The sequence below is a fragment of the Mesorhizobium sp. WSM3864 genome (assembly GCF_002294955.1).
GTDB lineage: Bacteria > Pseudomonadota > Alphaproteobacteria > Rhizobiales > Rhizobiaceae > Mesorhizobium.
Genome location: NZ_NSGD01000027.1, coordinates 16,886 through 36,397, shown reverse-complemented (window position 1 = coordinate 36,397; position 19,512 = coordinate 16,886). Strand labels below are relative to the sequence as shown.

Genomic DNA, 19,512 nt, shown 5'->3' with positions numbered 1-19,512 from the left:
TAATGGGCATAGCCGCCCGCGAAAAGAGCGCAAGTACGTTCTTTCGCTGTCCACAACCGGCGGAAAACCGCCTGTGATCGCGACCCGCAATCGCTTAGAGCATGATCCCGAAAACTGTGCAGCGGTTTCGGAAAAGATCATGCTCAAAGCCTAGAGCGCGCTCTTGGCCTGCTCGATCTTCTCCGCCAGAACCTGCTGTCCGAGCGCGCCGAACACCACCTCATTTCCGACCACATAGGACGGCGTGCCGGTGATCGACAGCTTGGTGGCGAGATCGTAGGTGCGCGAGAGCGCTTCGTTGATGCTCGGATCCTTCATCTTCTCGCGCAGCTTCGCCTCGTCGGCACCGAGCGAAACAGCGACCTTCATGGCGGTGGATTCGGTGGCACGGCCCTGGCTGCCGAGCAACGCAGTGTGGAACTCGCTGTACTTCTCCGGCATCATCAGATGGAAGGCCATCGAGACCACGCTGGCCTTTTGCGAATCCGGGCTGAGGATTGGAAACTCCTTGAGCACGAAGCGCAGGTCCGGATCGGCCTTGGTCAGCGCCTTCATGTCCTCAATGGCGCGTTTGCAGAAGCCGCAATTGTAGTCGTAGAACTCGACGATGGTGACTTTGCCCTTAGGGTTGCCGACCACGCCGTCGAAGGTGGAGTTGAAGATCTCGTCCTTCGCGTCCTTGATGACGCCGAGTGCGGCGAGCCGCTGCTCTTCCTTCTGCTTGGCCTCGAGCGCGTCCTGGACCTCGAGCAGGACCTCGGGGTTTTTCAACAGATAGTCGCGGATGATGCCTTCGACCTCCTTGCGGTCGATCTTGCTGTCCGCCGAGGCCACCTGGATGGCTTGCGTCGTGTCGGCCCTAGCGGCCTGCGGGCTTCCTGCCACGAAGCCGAATGCCAGCATGCCGAGCGCCACCGCCACGCCGGCGCTGCCGAGCAGGATTGCCTTGTTCATGATCAGTTCCTTCTGCCTGTCCCGGTCCAACCTGGTCGCCGCGCGCGCCCGGGAGGTTCACTTGAGTTTGTTAGATGGCGTGTAGTTTATGATATCCTGCGCGCGAAGCCAGCGGGGCTCGCCGCGCTTCAATTTCTGTTGAGCGCGCATGGCGAAGATCTTCGCGTTCTTATAGTCGGCCGAATAGAAATGGCCCTCCGCCGTCGCAAGGTCGGCGGCCGGGATTTGCCCCAATTCGCCATAGGCTTGAGCCAGATAGCGGTAGGCTACGGCGTTTTCCTTGTCGCGCCCGATCCCGTTGTTGAGCTGCGCCACCGCTTTGTTGATTGAGTCCGGCGTGCCGACCGCCATCAGCGCCTGGCCGAGCGAGACCAGCAGCAAGCCGGACCGCGCCGCGTCGAGGCTCGCCGCTTTGGCATAGGCATCCGCGGCGTCCTTGGGCCTGTTGGCCTTCATCAGGATGTCGCCGCGAAGTTCCTGGAAATAGGGGTTTTTCGGCTGTTCCTTGATCAGCGCCGCGGTTTTCGTCAGCGCGGTGCCAGGGTTGCCGTAGAGATAGGTCTGCTGCGCGTCGCCGTAGCGCGAGGCCAGACTGGTCGGGTTCTTGCGCATCAGCCGCGCCACCGCCGCCTGGCCTTGCATATAGGCCGCGATCTTGATGCGCATCATGTCATGCCGCTGCTGCAGCGCCGGCGCGTCGACCTGGCTGACATAAGGGCTCGCCTTGACCAGCACCTCGAGATTGGCGATGCGCTCCCGGGGCATCGGATGGCTGATCCGGTAAGGATCGAGCTGGGTGCCCGACAGCGAAAGCGCGCTCTGGAATCGCCCGAAGGTCTTCAGCATGCCCATGCCGGACTGGCCGGTGGCATTCAGGTAGGTGATCGCCGAGCGGTCGGCGGTGATTTCTTCGCCCCGCTGATAGGCAAGGATGCTGCGCTGCGCCATCTCGCCGCCGCCGGCCGCGACGCCCATGCCGGCGCCGGCAAGGCCGCGGCTGTTGGTGGTGGCGCCGGCCACGATCGCGCCCGCCCCGAGCAGCGTGGCGATGATGGCCATGGTCTTGGCGCGATCGAGTTGATCGCGCAGCTTCTGCTGGTGGCCGCCGGCAATATGGCCGGCCTCGTGCGCGATGACGCCGATGATCTCGTTCGGCGTCTCGGCCGTCACCAGCGCGCCGGTGTTGATGAACAGGCGGCGGCCGGTCACGAACGCATTGAAGCTCTGGTCGTTGACGAGAACGATGTCGATCCCGTCATTGGCAAGGCCCGCCGCCTTGAAAATCGGTCGGGCATAGTCGCGCACCAGCGCCTCGATCTCGGCGTCGCGCACCACCGGCACGCCTTGCGCGAAGGCGCTCAGCGAAGTGGACACCGCGACGGCGGCGGCAAGCAGGAGCGTCGCGAACCCGCGCGCGGTTCGCCCTATTGCGGTCGATCTATCGATCATCGTTCGGGTCGGCTCAACATGACAGGTCCACTGGTAGACGAGCGGGCGAAGGATGAAAAGTCGGCGCCGATAACTTCCTGCGCGCTTGTGATCCCCACACCAATCGGGCATTTGTGCGGCGCTGCCGTCGAACTCCCGGCAGTTCCAGGGCAAGCGAGCGATGGTTTGCCTGTGGATTTGCCAACCAAAGGCAGGCTGAAGAGTCAGATGGTCGTTTCGCTTTCACGCCGCGGCGAGGTCGAGCCGTTCCACGCCATGGATATCCTGGCCGAGGCCAACCGGCTGAAGGCGACCGGGATTCCCGTGGTGTCGATGGCGGTCGGCCAGCCGTCGGACCCGGCGCCGGTCGGCGTCCGTGAAGCCGCCGCTCTCGCGCTGAAGCACGGCCGCATCGGCTACACCGATGCTCTTGGCCTGGCGGAGCTGCGCAAGGCGATCGCCGCGCACTATGGCGAGCATTACGGAATCGATGTCGCGCCCGCCCGTATCGCCGTCACTACCGGCTCGTCGGCCGCCTTCAACCTGGCTTTCCTGGCGATGTTCGATCCCGGCGACCGCGTCGCCATCGCCGCGCCCGGCTATCCGGCCTACCGCAACATCATGGCCGCGCTTGGCATCGAAATCGTCGAGATCGAGCTTGGCTCGGACGCCTATCTGCATGCCGACCACCTGAAGAGCGCACACCGCGAGAAGCCGTTGAAAGGCGTGCTGTTTGCCAGTCCAGCCAATCCGACCGGCGCGGTCATTCCAGCCGACGAGCTTTCCGCGTTGGTGAAGACCGCGGACGAGCTTGGCATCGCGGTGATCTCGGACGAAATCTATCACCGGTTGGCCTATGCCGCGCCCGACGTCACTGCACTTGCCTGTGGCGCCGGCGTCACGGTGATCAACTCCTTCTCGAAATACTATTGCATGACCGGCTGGCGCATCGGCTGGATGGTGCTGCCGGACGAACTGGTGCGGCCGGTCGAGCGCATCGCGCAGAGCCTCTACATCTCGCCGCCGGAACTGTCGCAGGTCGCGGCGGTCGAGGCCTTCAATGCCACGCAAGAGCTGGAAGCGGTGAAGGCGCGCTATGCCTGGAACCGCGACCTGCTGATGAAGCGTCTGCCGGAGCTGGGCTTCCCGCTCGCGGCGCCCATGGACGGCGCGTTCTACGCCTTCTGCGATGTCACGCGGCACACCAATGACAGCATGGCCTTCGCGCGCAAGATGCTGGCCGAGGCGCATGTGGCGGCCACGCCCGGCCGTGATTTCGATCCGCTCCAGGGCCATCGCACCATGCGCTTTTCCTATGCCGGCAGCCATGACGACATGGTCGAGGCGCTGGCGCGCATCGAAAGTTGGCTGAAATAGACGCTATGCCCGAGCTTGAACAGGCGCTGGCGGAAGTGGCCGCCGAAATGACCGAGCGCAGCGATCGCGGCGATGTCGCCACCTATATCCCGCAGCTCGGCAAGGTCGATCCGAAGAAATTCGGCATTGCCGCCGTGACCAATGACGGGCGCATCATCCTTGCCGGCGATGCCGATCAGCCCTTTTCGATCCAGAGCGTCTCGAAGGTGTTCACGCTGACCCTGGCGCTGGGCAAGGTCGGCGATGCGTTGTGGCAGCGTGTCGGCCGCGAGCCGTCGGGCAATCCGTTCAACTCGATCGTCCAGCTCGAGCATGAGAGCGGCATTCCGCGCAATCCGTTCATCAACGCCGGCGCCATCGTCGTATCCGACATCCTGCTTGCCGGCCACCAGCCGCGCGAGGCGATCGGCGAGATCCTGCGCTTCGTCCAATTCCTGGCCGACGACGACACGATCATCATCGACCGCGAGGTCGCAGCCTCGGAACGCGCTACCGGCTACCGCAACTTCGCTCTGGCCAATTACATGAAGTCCTTTGGCAATCTTGACCATGAGCCGGAGCTGGCGCTGGGCGTCTACTTCCATCATTGCGCCATCGCCATGAGCTGCCGGCAGCTCGCCATGGCCGGCCGCTTCCTCGCCAATGGCGGTCGGAACCCGGCGACCGGGCTGTCGGTAGTGTCGACCGAGCGTGCGCGCCGCATCGGCGCGCTGATGCTGACCTGCGGCCACTATGACGGCTCCGGCGATTTCGCCTTCCGTGTCGGCATTCCGGGTAAGAGTGGCGTCGGCGGCGGTATTCTTGGCATCGTGCCGGGCGTCGCCTCGCTCGCCGTCTGGTCCCCCGGCCTCAACGAGAACGGCAATTCCAAGCTCGGCTCCATAGCGCTTGAGAAGCTCGCCAGGATGATGAACTGGTCGATCTTCGCGCCTTAGCAGGTGCTGGGGCGCAAGATTGGAAGGCCAGAAAACGAAAATCCCGCGCCGGGCGGCACGGGATCTTCTGTTTAACAACTAAGCCTAATGAGCTGACAGAGCTTAGAAAAAACCCTTCCGCTGCCACCAGCCGGCACGCTTCGGCTTTTCTTCGGTCTTGGCTTCCTCGCTGACGTTGGACGAAACGACGGGGACAGCCGGCGTGTCGATCGACTGCGGTTTGCGCCGCGTTGGATGGGCATTGACGGATGCTTCAGCCTCGCTCGGAGCAGCAGCGGCCGCTGCCAGCTCCGGTTCGGCCGCCACAGGTTCAGCGGGAAGTTCCGCCGCCGGCTCGGGCGCTTTTTCGGAGACGGTTTCCTCGGCGGCCTTCTTCGATCGCGACGCACGTCGCTTCTTCGGCTTCTCGGTCTCCGCGACATCGTCATTGGCGGGCGAGGGCGCGGCCTGCTCTTCGGCTGCAGCGACCGGCGGCGCGCCGTCGGGAGCTTCGACTTCCGCTTCTTCGCCTTCGAGACCATCGCCGGCATCGGCATCGGCAGCGATTTCGCCTTCCTCGCGGCGATTGCGCTTGCCGCCGCGCTTGCCGCGACGGCGCTTCTTGCCCTGCCCCTCTTCGGCTGCTTCTGCCCCGGCCGGCGCTTCAGCCGTTATCTCGGCTGCTTCGCCTGTCGTCGCTGTGGCATCCGCCGGCCCGGGGGCCGAGACGGCATCGCCATGGCCTTGATGCTCGCGGTCGCGATCCTTACCGCCGCGCCGCCGACGGCGTTTGCGGCGCTTGCGGCCGCCTTCGCCGTCCTCGGACCGCTGCGGATGCTGTCCCTGCTGTGGATGGCGCGGCTGTTCGGCCTGGACCGATACCTCTTCTTCCTCCTCGACGACGATCTCGTCCTCGGGTTCTTCCGGCTCGACATAGGTCGGCAGGCTGCGCACCTCGACGAAGCCTTCCGGCTTCTCAGCCACCGCGCCGCGGAAGATCGCGTAGTGTTGCGCGCCCAGCGTCTCGTCGGCTTCGAGCGTGATGCTCAGGCCGAACCGGGCCTCGAGCTCGACCAGATTGGCGCGCTTGTGGTTGAGCACATAAAGCGCGGTCGCCGCCGGCGTGCGCACTGTGATGTGGCTGCGCGAATCCTTGAGCAGGAATTCCTCGATTGCCCGCACCACCATCAGCGCCACCGAGGAGTCCGATCTCACATGGCCCGTGCCGCCGCAATGCGGGCAGGGCTTCATCGTCGATTCCAGCACGCTGGCACGGATGCGCTGGCGCGACATCTCCATCAGGCCGAAATGCGAGATGCGGCCGACCTGGATGCGGGCGCGATCGTTCTTGAGGTGATCCTTCAGCCGCTTCTCGACCGCGCGGTTGTTGCGGTTCTCCTCCATGTCGATGAAGTCGATGACGATCAGGCCGGCAAGGTCGCGCAGCCTGAGCTGCCGCGCGACTTCCTCGGCGGCCTCCAGATTGGTGTGGAGCGCGGTGTCCTCGATCGAATGCTCCTTGGTGGAGCGGCCGGAGTTGACGTCGATCGAGACCAGCGCCTCGGTCTGGTTGATGATGATGTAGCCGCCGCTCTTCAGCGTCACTTGCGGCTGCAGCATCCGGTCGAGCTGCGCCTCGATGCCGTTGCGCACGAAGATCGGCGTGGTGTCGCGGTAGGGCTGCACCACCTTGGCATGGCTCGGCATCAGCATGCGCATGAAGTCCTTGGCCTCGCGGTAGCCGTCCTCGCCGGAGACCAGGATCTCGTCGATATCCTTGTTGTAGAGGTCGCGAACCGAGCGCTTGATCAGGCTGCCTTCCTCATAGACCAGGGCAGGGGCCGTGGACTGCAGCGTGAGGTTGCGGACATTCTCCCAAAGCCGCATCAGATATTCGTAGTCGCGCTTGATCTCGGCCTTGGTGCGGCTTTCGCCGGCGGTGCGCAGGATGACTCCCATGCCCTGCGGCACCTCGAGATCGGCGACGACCTCCTTCAGCCGTTTGCGGTCCTGGGCATTGGTGATCTTGCGCGAGATGCCGCCGCCGCGCGCCGTGTTCGGCATCAAGACCGAATAGCGGCCGGCGAGCGACAGATAGGTGGTCAGCGCCGCGCCCTTGTTGCCGCGCTCTTCCTTGACGACCTGGACCAGCAGGATCTGGCGCCGCTTGATGACTTCCTGGATCTTGTACTGGCGGCGCACCGGCTTGCGGCGGTTGCGGACCTCTTCAAGCGCATCCTCGGCGCCGACCGATTCGATTTCGTGTTCGTCCGAATGCGCGGACGAAACCTCTTCGAGCATGCCGCGATCATCGTCGCTTGGAGCGGCTTCCTCGGCCGGAGCGACCTCGCTGGTGGATTCGGCCGGCACCGGTTCCGAAATCACATCCGCATCGATGCTCGCGGCGATCGAAGTGGGGCCGCCCTCGGAAGGCTGGCGATTCTCGCTGTCGGTCGCATCGGCTTCTTCGGTGTCGCTGCCGGCTTCGGGGGCCTTGTTCTCCTCTTCGCCGGCTGCCTCGGCTACGGTCTCAACGGTTTCGGAGCCTTCGGTGGCTTCGGTCGAGGTATCGGCCGCATCGCCGGGCTCATCAGCGGAAGCGCTGGAAGCTGCGACCTCATCGGCGCTTTCGCCGCCTTCGTCGGCACCGGCAGCATCGGAACCGCGCTTTTGCTCGGCCCGGTCGCGGTTCTTGCCGCCGCGCCGGCGGTTGCGGCGGCCGCCGCGATCGCGCGCCTGCTGTTCCTCGCCGGTCTCGGCCTCCTCGTCCTCTTCGTCGTCCGCCTCCTGCGCTTCGGCGCGCAGCAGGGCCTGACGGTCGGCGACCGGGATCTGGTAATAGTCGGGGTGAATTTCACTGAAGGCGAGAAAACCGTGACGGTTGCCGCCATATTCGACAAAGGCTGCCTGAAGGGAAGGTTCGACGCGGGTTACGCGGGCGAGATAGATGTTTCCTTTGAGCTGCTTCTTGTCCTGGGATTCAAAGTCGAATTCTTCGATGCGGTTACCGCGAACGACAACAACGCGTGTTTCCTCCGGGTGGGAGGCGTCTATCAGCATCTTGTTGGGCATTATTTCGTTTCCTCCCGGCAGCCATCAGCCGCAGCTGGCGAGGCAGACCCCGCCGCTGTGTGCCTGGATTTGTGTGGCTGCCGGATAATTGAATGTCCGCCGGCCGGAGCTTGAGCGCGATGGCGGTGCCGCCCGCAGCCACAATGGCGCGGTTCGATGCGGACCTTTCCATGATTGCGCTTGAAGCCATCGGCACCCAGCAGAACCTTTTGAACCAAAGCCCGGGCTTGGCCGGACCAGCTTGTTTGCTCGCACAGAGCCGGCGCGGGAGATCCCGGCCGTTTTCATCGCGCAAGCGATTCCCCCGCCACGGGAGCACGCCTGCGAAAATCGTCGCGATCATCTGAAACCCGGAAGCGCCTTGCACATCTTACCCTGGCGGGAAGCTGCAGGGCGGGCGGTTCCAGGATTGCAGTGATCCAATGTCGCTTTTATGATTTGGCGGGTTGGAAGGCAACCCCGATTTCGGATGCCGGCAAAAAGCGCTTCCGCAGGGGAAGGTGGCGCTCCACCTGCTGCATGAAAGGCTTGGTTAACCTTCTCTGGATACCAATCGTTAATCGGGTTGGCCGCCAGACAGGCCGTTCTGCCAAACAGGCCGGCGCGAGGCGCCTAACGGGGAGCGACTGGAATAGAGATGGGACTGGCAGGCACCGCAGACAAGGAGCGTGGCGCCGCCGGATATCTGCGGCTCATGGCAAGGACTGTTTTCCTGCTGGTGATCCTGCTTGGCGCGACCGCCGCCTCGCGGGCCGACGGGTTGCTTGGCGCCACCGGCTACAAGATGGCCGGCGACGCGACCAAGATGCGCATCGTCGTGACCTTCGACCGAGAACCGGACGTGAAGTGGTTCCTGCTGCGCGGTCCCAGCCGCCTTGTCGTCGACCTGCCGCGCACGCGATTCGCCCTCAACGCCAAGGACGTGAAGCCGCGCGGGCTGGTGCGCGCCGTTCGCTACGGCGATCAGGGCAAAGGCTCGCGGCTGATCCTGACCGGCAAGGGACCGTTTGCCGTCGACAAGCTCGAGGTGCTGAAGAATGACGATGGCAGCGGCTATCGCGTCACCATCGACATGTCGGCCGCATCGGAAAGAGAATTCGACGAGGCTTTGGCCAACCAATCGCTGACGACCGGCTCGACCGTTTCTACCGACAAGGGCGGCCGTGTCGGCACAGGGCCGATTTCGGCGCCTGGGCACCGCTTCACAGTGGTCATCGATCCGGGTCATGGCGGCGTCGACGGCGGCGCGGAGAGCGCCGGCGGCACGGTCGAGAAGAACGTCACGCTCGCCTTTGCGACCGAACTACGTGACAAGCTGGCCGCGGTCGGCAGCTATGATGTCTATATGACACGGGATAGTGACGTGTACCTGCCGCTCGACGAGCGCGTGCGCATCGCCCGCCAGCACGAAGCCGATCTCTTGATCTCCATCCATGCCGATACGATCGCCGTCAGAGGTCTCCGCGGCGCCACGGTCTACACGCTCTCGGACAAGGCTTCCGATCCCGAGGCTCAGGCGCTCGCCGATCGTGAAAACCTCTCCGACCAGTTCGCCGGCCTAAAGATCGAGGACGACAACAAGGAGGTCACCGACATCCTGATCGACCTGATCCGCCGCGAGACCCACGGCTTTTCGATGAGCTTTGCGCACACGCTGGTCGGCCAGTTGTCGACCAGCGTCGGTCTGATCAACAATCCGCAGCGCTCGGCCGGCTTCAAGGTGCTGAAGGCGCCCGACGTGCCCTCGGTTCTGGTCGAGCTTGGTTACCTCTCCAACAGCAAGGACGAGGCGCAATTGCTCAGCGCCGACTGGCGCGGCAAGGCGGCTCAGAGCATAACCAATGCCGTTGCCCTGTTTGCCGCGGCGAAAGCGGGAGCCAGGGCTGGGGGCTGACGGGGACCGAACCCGCCCACAACCTTGAGCCGTCCTACAACCGCAAGCAGCGTTGCGCGACGACAACACGTGGCGTTATTATTTGACGGACGGAGTTCCTGAAACTTCGTGCTGCCGTATTTTGTCCACATGGTCGCGACAATGGGTTTCCATTGCGGATTGGGACCGCCCCTGAAGCTTGCGCGACTGTCGGCTTCGTTTAGGAAATCCCGGACCTCGGACTGGAGCGGGCATGATTCGTCTCATCGGCTATTTCTTCGGCATCGGCACGACGCTGGCGCTGCTGGTCGCTGCGGGCCTTGCCATCTACATCGGCCATCTGACGAAGGATCTGCCCGACTACGAGGTTCTGGCCAAATATGAGCCGCCGGTGACGACGCGCATCCATGCCTCGGATGGCTCGCTGATGGCCGAATATGCTCGCGAGCGGCGCCTTTACCTGCCGATCCAGGCGATCCCGGACCGCGTCAAGGCTGCCTTCATGTCGGCCGAGGACAAGAACTTCTATAACCATCCCGGCATCGACATCACCGGCCTCGGCCGCGCCATCATCGTCAATCTGCAGAACTTCGGCTCGGGCAGGCGTCAGGTCGGCGCCTCGACGATCACGCAGCAGGTTGCAAAGAACTTCCTGCTGACCTCCGACCAGACCTATGAGCGCAAGATCAAGGAGATGATCCTGGCCTTCCGCATCGAGCAGGCCTATTCGAAGGACCGCATCCTCGAGCTCTATCTCAACGAGATCTTCTTCGGCTTCGGCGCCTATGGCGTTGCCGGCGCTGCGCTGACCTATTTCGACAAGTCGGTCAACGAACTCACCGTCGCTGAAGCCGCTTACCTTGCTTCGCTGCCCAAGGGCCCCAACAACTATCATCCCTTCAAGCATGCCGACCGGGCGATCGAGCGCCGCAATTGGGTCATCGACCAGATGGTCGAGAACGGCTACGTCACGCGCGAGGAGGGCGACAAGGCCAAGGCCGAGCCGCTCGGCGTGAAGCCGCGCCGCAACGGCTCCTACCTGTTCGCGGGCGAGTATTTCACCGAGGAGGTGCGCCGCCAGATCATCGCCCGCTACGGCGAGAATGCGCTCTATGAGGGCGGCCTGTCGGTGCGCACCACGCTCGATCCGAAAATCCAGCTCATCGCCCGCAAGGCGATGCAGAACGGATTGCTGAAATACGACACGCTGCGCGGCTATCGCGGACCGGTGACCCATATCGACGTTTCCGGCGACTGGGGCGTGCCGCTCGGCGCGGTCAAGGGGCTGGAGGACGTGCCGGAGTGGACGCTCGCCGTCGTGCTCGACAGTTCTGCCGACGGGCTGACGATCGGCATTCAGCCGGCGCGTCAGGTCTCCGGCGACCTCGTCAAGGACCGCGTCGAGGGCACCGTCAGCAAGGACGACATGGGCTTCGCCATGCGCCATTTCGTCAACGGCAAGTCCGTCAGGGCGAAATCTCCGGCGGAAGTGCTTGAACCCGGCGACGTCATCTTCGTGCAGAAGAACGAGGGCTCCGACAACGCCTATAGCCTGCGCCAGGTGCCCGAGGTCGAAGGCGGCCTGGTTGCCATGGATCCGCATACCGGGCGTGTGTTGGCCATGGTCGGCGGCTTCTCCTACGCGCAGTCGGAGTTCAACCGCGCTACCCAGGCGATGCGCCAGCCGGGCTCCTCGTTCAAGCCGATCGTCTATTCGGCGGCGCTCGACAACGGCTACACGCCGGCTTCCGTGATCATGGACGGGCCGATCACCATCCAGAGCGGCAACACGACCTGGACGCCGAAGAACTATGACGGCACGGCCGCCGGCCCGGCCACCTTGCGCTCGGGCATCGAGAAGTCGCGCAACCTGATGACGGTGCGGCTGGCCAACGACATGGGCATGAAGCTGGTCGTCGAATATGCCGAGCGCTTCGGCGTCTACGATCATCTTGCGCCCTATCTGCCGATGGCTCTAGGCTCCGGCGAGACGACGGTCATGCGCATGGTGTCGGCCTATTCGATCATGGCCAATGGCGGCAAGTCGATCAAACCGTCGCTGATCGACCGCATCCAGGATCGCTACGGCAAGACCGTGTTCAAGCAGGACGAACGCGGCTGCGAGGGCTGCAACGCCGCCGAATGGAAGAACCAGCCCGAGCCGGAACTGGTCGACAATTCCGAGCAGGTGCTCGATCCGATGACCGCCTACCAGATCACCTCCATGATGGAGGGCGTGGTGCAGCGCGGCACCGGCGCCACCATCGCCGAACTCGGCCGCCATATCGCCGGCAAGACCGGAACCACCAATGATGAGAAGGACGCCTGGTTCATCGGCTTCACGCCGAACCTCGTCGTCGGCCTCTATATGGGCTACGATACGCCGCGCGGCCTGGGCAAGGGGGCCACGGGTGGTGGCCTCGCCGCGCCGATCTTCAAGGACTTCATGCGCGTCGCGCTCGACGGCACGCCCAATGTCGACTTCCAGGTTCCGGAAGGCATGAAGCTGATCGCCATCAACCGCAAGACCGGCATGCGCGCGGCCGAAGGCGACCCCAACACCATCATCGAGGCGTTCAAGCCCGGCACCGGCCCGGCCGACAGCTATTGGGTCATCGGCATGGGCGCGGACGGCTCCAATGGTGCCGGCGGCGCGCTGTCGCCGCAGGCCAATCAGGCCATCCAGGACGGTGGCGGCGGCCTTTACTGACTTCCCCAGGTTTCGAATGGGCCGGCAGCTTAACGCCGGCCCATTTCGCTTTACAGGCGGCGGTGCCGTGCCTATGTATCGCGCCGATTCCAAAAAACGACAAGAACAGGACAGAACGAAGAGCCATGCGCGCGGAAACGCAGAACATTGTCGACGAGATCAGGCAGGCGATAACCCTGCTGAGGAGGCATCTTTGACTGGGATCCGGCCCTCAAGCGGCTTGAATATCTGAACTCGCGCGCGGAGGATTCCAGCCTCTGGAACGACCCCGCGGAAGCGCAGAAGCTGATGCGGGAGCGCCAGAGCCTCGATGAGGGAATCGCGGCGGTCAAAGGCCTGACCCAGGCGCTCGAGGACAATATCGGCCTGATCGAACTCGGCGAGGAAGAGGGCGACGAGGGCGTCGTCGCGGAAGCCGAAGCGGCGCTGCGTTCGATGCAGGGCGAGGCCAAGGCCCGTCAGGTCGAGACCCTGCTGTCGGGCGAGGCGGACGCCAACGACACTTATCTTGAAATCCATGCCGGAGCCGGCGGCACCGAGAGCCAGGACTGGGCGTCGATGCTCTTGCGCATGTACACGCGCTGGGCCGAGCGGCGCCGCTTCAAGGTCGAGGTGCTGGAAGTCCATGAAGGCGAAGAGGCCGGCATCAAGTCGGCCACCGTGCTTATCAAGGGGCACAACGCCTATGGCTGGCTGAAGACGGAATCCGGCGTTCACCGCCTGGTGCGCATCTCGCCTTACGACAGCAATGCGCGCCGCCATACCTCCTTCGCCAGCGTCTGGGTCTATCCCGTCATCGACGACACGATCGAGATCAACGTTTCGGAATCCGACGTGCGCATCGACACCTACCGTTCGTCCGGGTCGGGCGGCCAGCACGTCAACACCACCGACTCGGCGGTGCGTATCACCCACCTCGCGACCGGCATCGCAGTTGCTTGCCAAGCCGAACGCTCGCAGCACAAAAACCGGGCCAAGGCCTGGGAGATGCTGCGCTCGCGGCTCTACGAGGAAGAGCTGAAAAAGCGCGAGGCCGTGGCGAACGCCACCGAGGCGTCGAAGAGCGATATCGGCTGGGGCCACCAGATCCGTTCTTACGTCCTCCAGCCCTATCAGCTGGTGAAGGATCTGCGCACCGGCGTCGAAAACACCAGCCCGTCAAGCGTGCTCGACGGCGATCTCGACGAATTCATGGAGGCCTCGCTGTCGCATCGCATCGAGGGCGGTGCAGGTGAGGCGGTGGCGGACCTCGACTAGGTATTCCGAAAACTTTCCGCCGGGTGGCGGCTGGCAGGGGGTGAGACCTTGGCAAATCCGGAAAAGGCAGGTGCTCGTACGCTTGCCGGGCAATGCTTCTGCGGCACCGTCCGCTACGAGGTGACCGATGAATTCGCCTACGCGGTGAATTGCCATTGCTCGAACTGCCGCCGTACCACAGGGTCGGCTTTCAAGCCCATTGCCGGCATCGCGCGCGACAAGTTTCATCTCACCGCGGGCGACGACAGGCTGCTGATCTATGGCGATGCCGGCGGCCACGACGCGCATTGCGGGCAGTGCGGCTCCCTGCTCTACTCCTTGGTGCGGGAGGGTGCCTACGTCCATGTTGCCATGGGGACCCTGACGGGCGATCCGAGCATTCGCCCAAGTGCACATATCTTCGTCGGTTCCAAGGCGCAATGGTTCACGATTACGGACGACCTGCCGCAATATCGTGAACATGTCACCGGCTGACGGTCGGAACTTCCGTCGGCAGAATTTCGTTCTTAGGCACCCCTGGTCGCAGGCTTGTCGTAGTTATTGTTAACCAAGTCGGCGCACCCTTTTCTGCGGCCGCTGCTGAACCCCGGTGCGATTCCGAGGGCACGCCCAGTTCTTGCGCCGGCCAAGGAATCAGCCCAGCATTCGGGCTGGGTATAGAAGCATGTATGGCCGGACGCGGCATATCTGCGACTGACGATCCGGCCACTGGGAAGACACGTTCCGGGAACGGGCAAGCGACAAAACGCTTGATGCTCGAAAGGAACGCTTCGATGTCTGCTGCCAAGTCAAGATCGGCCCGAGCCGTTCGCCCGGCCGGCCGGCTCCTGTTTTCCCTGTTCGCCACCTTCGGGACCATGATGCTGACCGCTACTGCCGTCGCGCACGACGCCAAACCTACGGCGGTGCTTCCGCAAGCCTGGAGCTATCCCTTTGCCTGCTGCGCCAACTACGACTGCAAGGAGGTGCCACAGACATCGATCGGCGAGCGGCCGGAAGGCTATGTGATAAAAGGCACGGGCGAGGTGGTCGCCTACAGCGACAAGCGGGTCAAGGATTCGCCTGATGGCGAATATCACTGGTGCGCGCACCAGGCCGGATTGGACGCCGGCAAGACCATCTGCCTGTTCGTGCCGCCGCCCTCTTACTAGGATTGCCGCGGCCAGGCAGTGCCGAAAGCATGTGAGCCTCTCGACCGGGCGCTACTGCGCCTGCTGACGAACGGTTGTCAGGACGACGTCTTTATGTTGCCTTGCTGCCACGGAAGTTCCGCGGCGTCTTCCGCACGGAACTGTGCGGGGCGGGCGGCGGACAACGGAGAGATCCATGATCATCAAGGGAAGCTGCCACTGCAAGGCCACGACTTTCGAAGTCTCCGAGGCGCCGCAGACGGTGACGCAATGCACGTGCTCATTCTGCTCCAAGCGCGGGTCGCTCTGGGCCTATTACGTCCCGTCGCAATTCAAGCTCACCAGCCCGCCTGAGAACGTCTCCTTCTACCGCTGGGGCTCGAAAACTATAAAGCATGGTTTCTGCTCGACCTGCGGCTGCGGCACCTTCACCGAAACGCCGGACTGGTCGACGGGCCAGCCCGACTTCGACAACCCGAGGATCAGCGTCAACTCTCGCCTGTTCGACGACTTCGACCTGGACAGCGTCGAAGTGGTGGTGATCGACGGCAAGAACCTCTGGTAGCTTTGCCGTTCCGCTTTTTGCCGCAATTCATGGTACAACGCGTGCGGAAGGGCTGATTTGGCGCGGCTGCAACGGCCGCGATTTGGAGAGGGACAATCTTATGAAGAAGACCGTGCTCGTCGCCGTGGCGACGGCTGTGCTCGTGAGCGCCTGCACCACCACCGATCCGTATACCGGCGACCAGAAGATCTCCAACACCGCGGCCGGCGCCGGCCTCGGCGCGTTGGCGGGTGCCAGCCTTGGTCTGCTGGCCGGCGGCAACGACCGCCGCAACGCGCTGATCGGTGCGGGCATTGGCGCCCTTGCCGGCGGCGCGATCGGCGCGACGATGGACCAGAACGAGGCCGAGCTTCGCCGTCAGCTGCAGGGCACCGGCGTCAGCGTCACCCGCAGCGGCGACCAGATCATTCTCAACATGCCGTCCGACATCACCTTCAACGTCGACCAGGACGCGGTGAAGCCGGGCTTTTATCCGGTGCTGAACTCGGTGGCGCTGGTGCTGAACAAGTTCCGCCAGACGACCGTCGACGTCTTCGGCCACACCGACTCGACCGGCGGCGACGAGCACAATTTCGACCTGTCACAGCGCCGTGCGCTGGCCGTCGCCAACTACCTGTCGGGCCAGGGCGTCGATTCCCGCCGCTTCGCCGTCACCGGCTTCGGCAAGACACGTCCGGTTGCTTCCAACGCGACGGCTGCCGGTCGCGCCCAGAACCGTCGCGTCGAGATCCAGCTGTCGCCGCTGACCTGATAGAAGCTGCTGCCAGGAGAACTACTCTACTATGCAAAACGGCCCCGCGAGGGCCGTTTTGTTTTTGACCTCGAGATGGGAAAAGGCATCGGGGCCTTAGCTAGTTCTAATTGATGCCTTTCCATCGCCTTGGAAAGGACTAGCATCGACGCTGTCCAGCGGGGACGAGGCGGTACAACCGGCCGCGCAATCAGCATTTTTCCGCCTCGGTCTTGCACGGCCAGTTCAAGAATCTGGGAGGAATGCATGACAAGAACGACTCGTCTTGGGCGCTGCGGCGTCCTCGTTTTGACTGGCCTCTTGGGCGCATGGGTTGGAGCCGCCACGGCCCGGGCCGAAGACGCCAACAAGGCCGACATCGAAGCTCTGAAAAAATCGCTGGCCAAATATGAGGACTACACGGCCGCCGTTCGCGACCTCTATCTGTCGACCGTCGGCTGCGTCTATTACTCGGGCGAGAAGATTCCGGGCACCATGGAATATCCGAAGGGCGCCATGGGCATCCATTTCGTCAACGTTCCGAGCGTCGGCCAGAAGCTCGACCCGATGAAGCCCAACGTGCTCATTTACGAACCGACCAAGAAAGGCTTGAAGCTGGTCGCCGTAGAATGGCTGGTGCCCTTGACCCCGGATGTCAAGGAACCACCGAGCCTATTTGGCCAGAAATTCATGGGTCCGATGGAGGGGCATTATCCGCTCATCCCGAAGGAGTTCGTCCATTACGATCTTCACGCCTGGCTGTTCAGGGACAATCCGAACGGCATGTTCAGCCCGACGAACCCGAAGGTGAAATGCAGCGACGCCGAGTTTCCGATGCTGGAGAAGCCGACCAAGATGATGCCCGGGCCGATGTAAGCGGCAGCAGGACAATCCCGGCAAAGCGCTTCCTTCGAGCGAACCGGCAGTAGAGGAACGGCCCCATTCGGGGCCGCCTCGTTGTTGCCGACGCTGTATTGAGGTCAGACCTTCGCGACGATGCGCATGAAGGCGGGCACGTCATCGCCGAAGCCGACGGTCGCGTCGTCCTCTTCATGGCGGTGGCGGCCAGGGCGGCTGTGGTCGCGCTGAGGACGGGAAGCCCCGCGCTGCTCGTTGCGGTTGTCGGAACCCTTGCGGTCGTTCTCGGAACGGATCGCATCCTTGCGGGCGCGGCGCTCGGCAATATCGGCAATCTCGGCCACCGGCTGCTCTTCGCGTGGTGTCTCCGGCGTCTCGTCGTCGCGGTGCCTGGCGTGGCGGTCCGCGCTTTTCTTGCGCTCGCCACGGCCCTTGCGGTCCTCGTCCTTGCGACCGGCGCGCCGCGGCCACGGCGAGGCGCTTCTTCGCCTTCGCTCTCGGCGACCGTCGACAGGTCGCCGTCATGCCATTCGATCTTGGTGCCAATCAGCTTTTCGATGGCGTCGACATGTTTGGTGTCGGAGCGCGTCGCGATGGTGAAGGATTTTCCGGAGCGGCCGGCCCGGCCGGTGCGCCCGATACGGTGGACATAATCCTCTGCATGGATCGGCACGTCGTAGTTGAAGACGTGGCTGACGTCTGGAATATCGAGGCCGCGGGCGGCGACGTCCGAGGCCACGAGGTAGCGCAGCTTGCCATCGCGGAAATTGGCAAGCATCTGCATGCGGGCGCGCTGATCCATGTCGCCATGCAGCGCGCCGGCGTCGAAATCATGCTTCAGCAGCGAGCGGAAAAGCTCCGACACTTCGACCTTGCGGTTGCAGAAGATGATGGCGTTCTTCAGATCGGTCTCTTCGGCCCGCATGAGATTGCGAAGCGTCTCGCGCTTGTCCCACGGCTTGGAGCCTGACTTCACCAGGCGCTGCGTGATGCTGGTCGCGGTGGAAGCGGCTCTGGATACCTCGACGCGCACCGGCGCATGCAGGAATTTTTCGGTGAGCTTGGTGATTTCCGGCGGCATGGTCGCCGAGAAGAACAGCGTCTGGCGCGTGAACGGGATCATCTCGCAGATGCGCTCGATATCGGGGATGAAGCCCATATCGAGCATGCGGTCGGCCTCGTCGATGACGAGGATCTCGACGCCGTTGAGCAAGAGCTTGCCGCGCTCGCGGTGGTCGAGCAGCCGGCCGGGCGTGGCGATCAGCACATCGGCGCCGCGCTCCAGCTTCTTGTCCTGCTCCTCGAAGGAGACGCCGCCGATCAGCAGCGCGATGTTGAGCTTGTGGTTCTTGCCGTATTTGACGAAGTTTTCCTCGACCTGGGCGGCGAGCTCGCGTGTCGGCTCGAGGATCAGCGTGCGCGGCATGCGGGCACGCGCACGGCCCTTTTCCAGCCGGGTCAGCATCGGCAGCACGAAGGAAGCGGTCTTGCCGGTGCCTGTCTGGGCAATGCCCAACACATCCTTGCCAAGCAGCGCATGCGGAATGGCGCCGGACTGGATCGGGGTAGGCTTGGTGTAGCCGGCATCGGTGACTGCGGAGAGGACCTTCGGCGACAGGCCGAGGTCTGTGAACGTCAACGCTTCTTGAGCGGTCTGAGTGTCTGCGGACAAGTTGTGGCTGTCTTTGGCTGGTTCGGGAAAAATCGCAACACGCGTTGCGGCGGGCGCCGCGCGCCTGCAAGATCGGGTTGCAGTTAGGCGCAAGTCCGCGATTTGTCAACAGAAACGGCCGGGAATCCGGCGGATTGTGAACACGTAACCTTAATTGCGATGCTTAATCGGGGTTATTGTCTTCTACCGGCTCAATAGCGGAATTGCTCGGCAAGAATACGCTCGTTCCATGAATGATTGGGATCGAACAGCAACGTCGCCGTCGCGGTCGGCGATTCCCGCACCGTGACAGAGGCGATCGCCTTGACCTCGGTGTGGTCGGCGGCGGCGTTCACCGGGCGCTTTTCCGACTCCAATATGTCGAAGCGCACGATCGCTTTGTTGGAGAGCAGCGCGCCGCGCCAGCGCCGGGGCCGGAAGGGGCTCACCGGCGTCAGCGCCAAAAGCGGCGCGTCGAGCGGTAGGATCGGCCCGTGCGCCGACAGATTGTAGGCTGTCGAACCAGCGGGTGTCGCGATCATGACGCCGTCGCAGTTCAATTCCTCCAGCCGCACCTGCTCGTCGACGGTGATGCGTATTTTCGCGGTCTGATAGGATTGGCGCCAAAGCGCCACTTCGTTGATCGCCAGCGCCGAGATCGTTTCGCCCTCGTGAGTCACCGCCTGCATTTCCAGTGGGCGGATCGTCTCGGATACCGCTTTCGAAATGCGTTCATCGAGACCGCCGGCGCGATATTCGTTCATCAGGAAGCCGATGGTGCCACGGTTCATCCCGTAGACCTTCTTGCCCGTGCTCATCGTGTCGCGCAGCGTCTGCAGCAGGAAGCCGTCACCGCCGAGCGCGATGATGATCTCCGCCTCGGCGACAGGTATTTGCCCATAGCGCGCCGACAGGGTTTCCAGCGCCGCGCGGGCGTCGTCGGTGTCGGAAGAGACGAAGGCGAAACGGCTGGTTTCTTTGCTCATGGATCCC

Annotated in this window: 15 protein-coding genes and 1 pseudogene; 11 read left to right on the top strand and 5 right to left on the bottom strand. The window is 63.6% G+C overall.

Going from position 1 to position 19,512, the window contains the following annotated elements; genetic code table 11:
* Positions 1-150: 150 nt before the first annotated feature.
* Together CK215_RS28285 and CK215_RS28280 are read right to left on the bottom strand one after the other, a co-directional pair.
* Positions 151-954: a DsbA family protein gene (locus tag CK215_RS28285; protein WP_067321649.1), complete on the bottom strand. Its 804-nt coding sequence runs from the start codon at positions 952-954 to the stop codon at positions 151-153.
* Positions 955-1,011: 57 nt separating this feature from the next.
* On the bottom strand, positions 1,012-2,403 hold the full coding sequence (locus CK215_RS28280; protein ID WP_095832887.1) for a M48 family metalloprotease: 1,392 nt from the start codon (positions 2,401-2,403) through the stop codon (positions 1,012-1,014).
* A gap of 207 nt (positions 2,404-2,610) precedes the next feature.
* Here CK215_RS28280 and CK215_RS28275 point away from each other — a divergent pair, with 207 nt between their 5' ends.
* Together CK215_RS28275 and CK215_RS28270 are read left to right on the top strand one after the other, a co-directional pair.
* Positions 2,611-3,759 (top strand): aminotransferase class I/II-fold pyridoxal phosphate-dependent enzyme, encoded by a 1,149-nt coding sequence (locus tag CK215_RS28275; RefSeq protein WP_095832886.1) that lies wholly within the window; start codon positions 2,611-2,613, stop codon positions 3,757-3,759.
* A gap of 5 nt (positions 3,760-3,764) precedes the next feature.
* Positions 3,765-4,694: a glutaminase gene (locus tag CK215_RS28270; protein ID WP_164746708.1), complete on the top strand. Its 930-nt coding sequence runs from the start codon at positions 3,765-3,767 to the stop codon at positions 4,692-4,694.
* Positions 4,695-4,796: 102 nt separating this feature from the next.
* Here CK215_RS28270 and CK215_RS28265 read toward each other — a convergent pair whose 3' ends face one another.
* Complete coding sequence (locus CK215_RS28265) at positions 4,797-7,745, bottom strand: Rne/Rng family ribonuclease (protein WP_095832885.1); 2,949 nt, start codon at positions 7,743-7,745, stop codon at positions 4,797-4,799.
* Between the two features lie 92 nt (positions 7,746-7,837).
* Between CK215_RS28265 and CK215_RS28260 the strand changes: the two genes are divergently transcribed.
* From CK215_RS28260 to CK215_RS28215, 9 genes are all read left to right on the top strand, one after another.
* The gene (locus CK215_RS28260) at positions 7,838-8,092 is read left to right on the top strand and encodes a hypothetical protein (RefSeq protein ID WP_066989511.1); all 255 of its coding nucleotides are present in this window, start codon (positions 7,838-7,840) and stop codon (positions 8,090-8,092) included.
* 290 nt (positions 8,093-8,382) lie between these two features.
* Positions 8,383-9,639 carry an N-acetylmuramoyl-L-alanine amidase gene (locus CK215_RS28255; protein WP_095832884.1) on the top strand — a complete coding sequence of 419 codons (1,257 nt, stop codon included), beginning with the start codon at positions 8,383-8,385 and terminating at the stop codon, positions 9,637-9,639.
* Positions 9,640-9,871: 232 nt separating this feature from the next.
* Entirely contained in the window at positions 9,872-12,328 is a 2,457-nt protein-coding gene (locus CK215_RS28250; RefSeq protein WP_066989516.1) for a penicillin-binding protein 1A, read from the top strand.
* A gap of 125 nt (positions 12,329-12,453) precedes the next feature.
* Positions 12,454-13,585, top strand: a protein-coding gene (gene prfB / locus CK215_RS28240; RefSeq protein ID WP_127246966.1) for a peptide chain release factor 2 whose coding sequence is annotated in 2 segments (ribosomal slippage) — positions 12,454-12,519 and positions 12,521-13,585 — 1,131 coding nt in all. Because the reading frame shifts where the segments join, the coding sequence is not laid out codon by codon here.
* A 48-nt stretch (positions 13,586-13,633) separates the two neighbouring features.
* Positions 13,634-14,059 carry a GFA family protein gene (locus CK215_RS28235; RefSeq protein ID WP_095778679.1) on the top strand — a complete coding sequence of 142 codons (426 nt, stop codon included), beginning with the start codon at positions 13,634-13,636 and terminating at the stop codon, positions 14,057-14,059.
* Between the two features lie 299 nt (positions 14,060-14,358).
* Complete coding sequence (locus CK215_RS28230) at positions 14,359-14,736, top strand: hypothetical protein (RefSeq protein WP_066989898.1); 378 nt, start codon at positions 14,359-14,361, stop codon at positions 14,734-14,736.
* A gap of 175 nt (positions 14,737-14,911) precedes the next feature.
* Entirely contained in the window at positions 14,912-15,280 is a 369-nt protein-coding gene (locus CK215_RS28225) for a GFA family protein (protein WP_095783283.1), read from the top strand.
* 100 nt (positions 15,281-15,380) lie between these two features.
* Positions 15,381-16,031 carry an OmpA family protein gene (locus tag CK215_RS28220; RefSeq protein WP_095783284.1) on the top strand — a complete coding sequence of 217 codons (651 nt, stop codon included), beginning with the start codon at positions 15,381-15,383 and terminating at the stop codon, positions 16,029-16,031.
* A 246-nt stretch (positions 16,032-16,277) separates the two neighbouring features.
* Positions 16,278-16,886, top strand: a complete 609-nt coding sequence (locus CK215_RS28215) for a hypothetical protein (RefSeq protein WP_066989524.1) — start codon at positions 16,278-16,280, stop codon at positions 16,884-16,886.
* Positions 16,887-16,990: 104 nt separating this feature from the next.
* Here CK215_RS28215 and CK215_RS28210 read toward each other — a convergent pair.
* Positions 16,991-18,540 (bottom strand): annotated as a pseudogene (locus CK215_RS28210) (DEAD/DEAH box helicase).
* 191 nt (positions 18,541-18,731) lie between these two features.
* Positions 18,732-19,505 (bottom strand): NAD kinase, encoded by a 774-nt coding sequence (locus CK215_RS28205; RefSeq protein ID WP_067321550.1) that lies wholly within the window; start codon positions 19,503-19,505, stop codon positions 18,732-18,734.
* Positions 19,506-19,512: the final 7 nt, after the last annotated feature.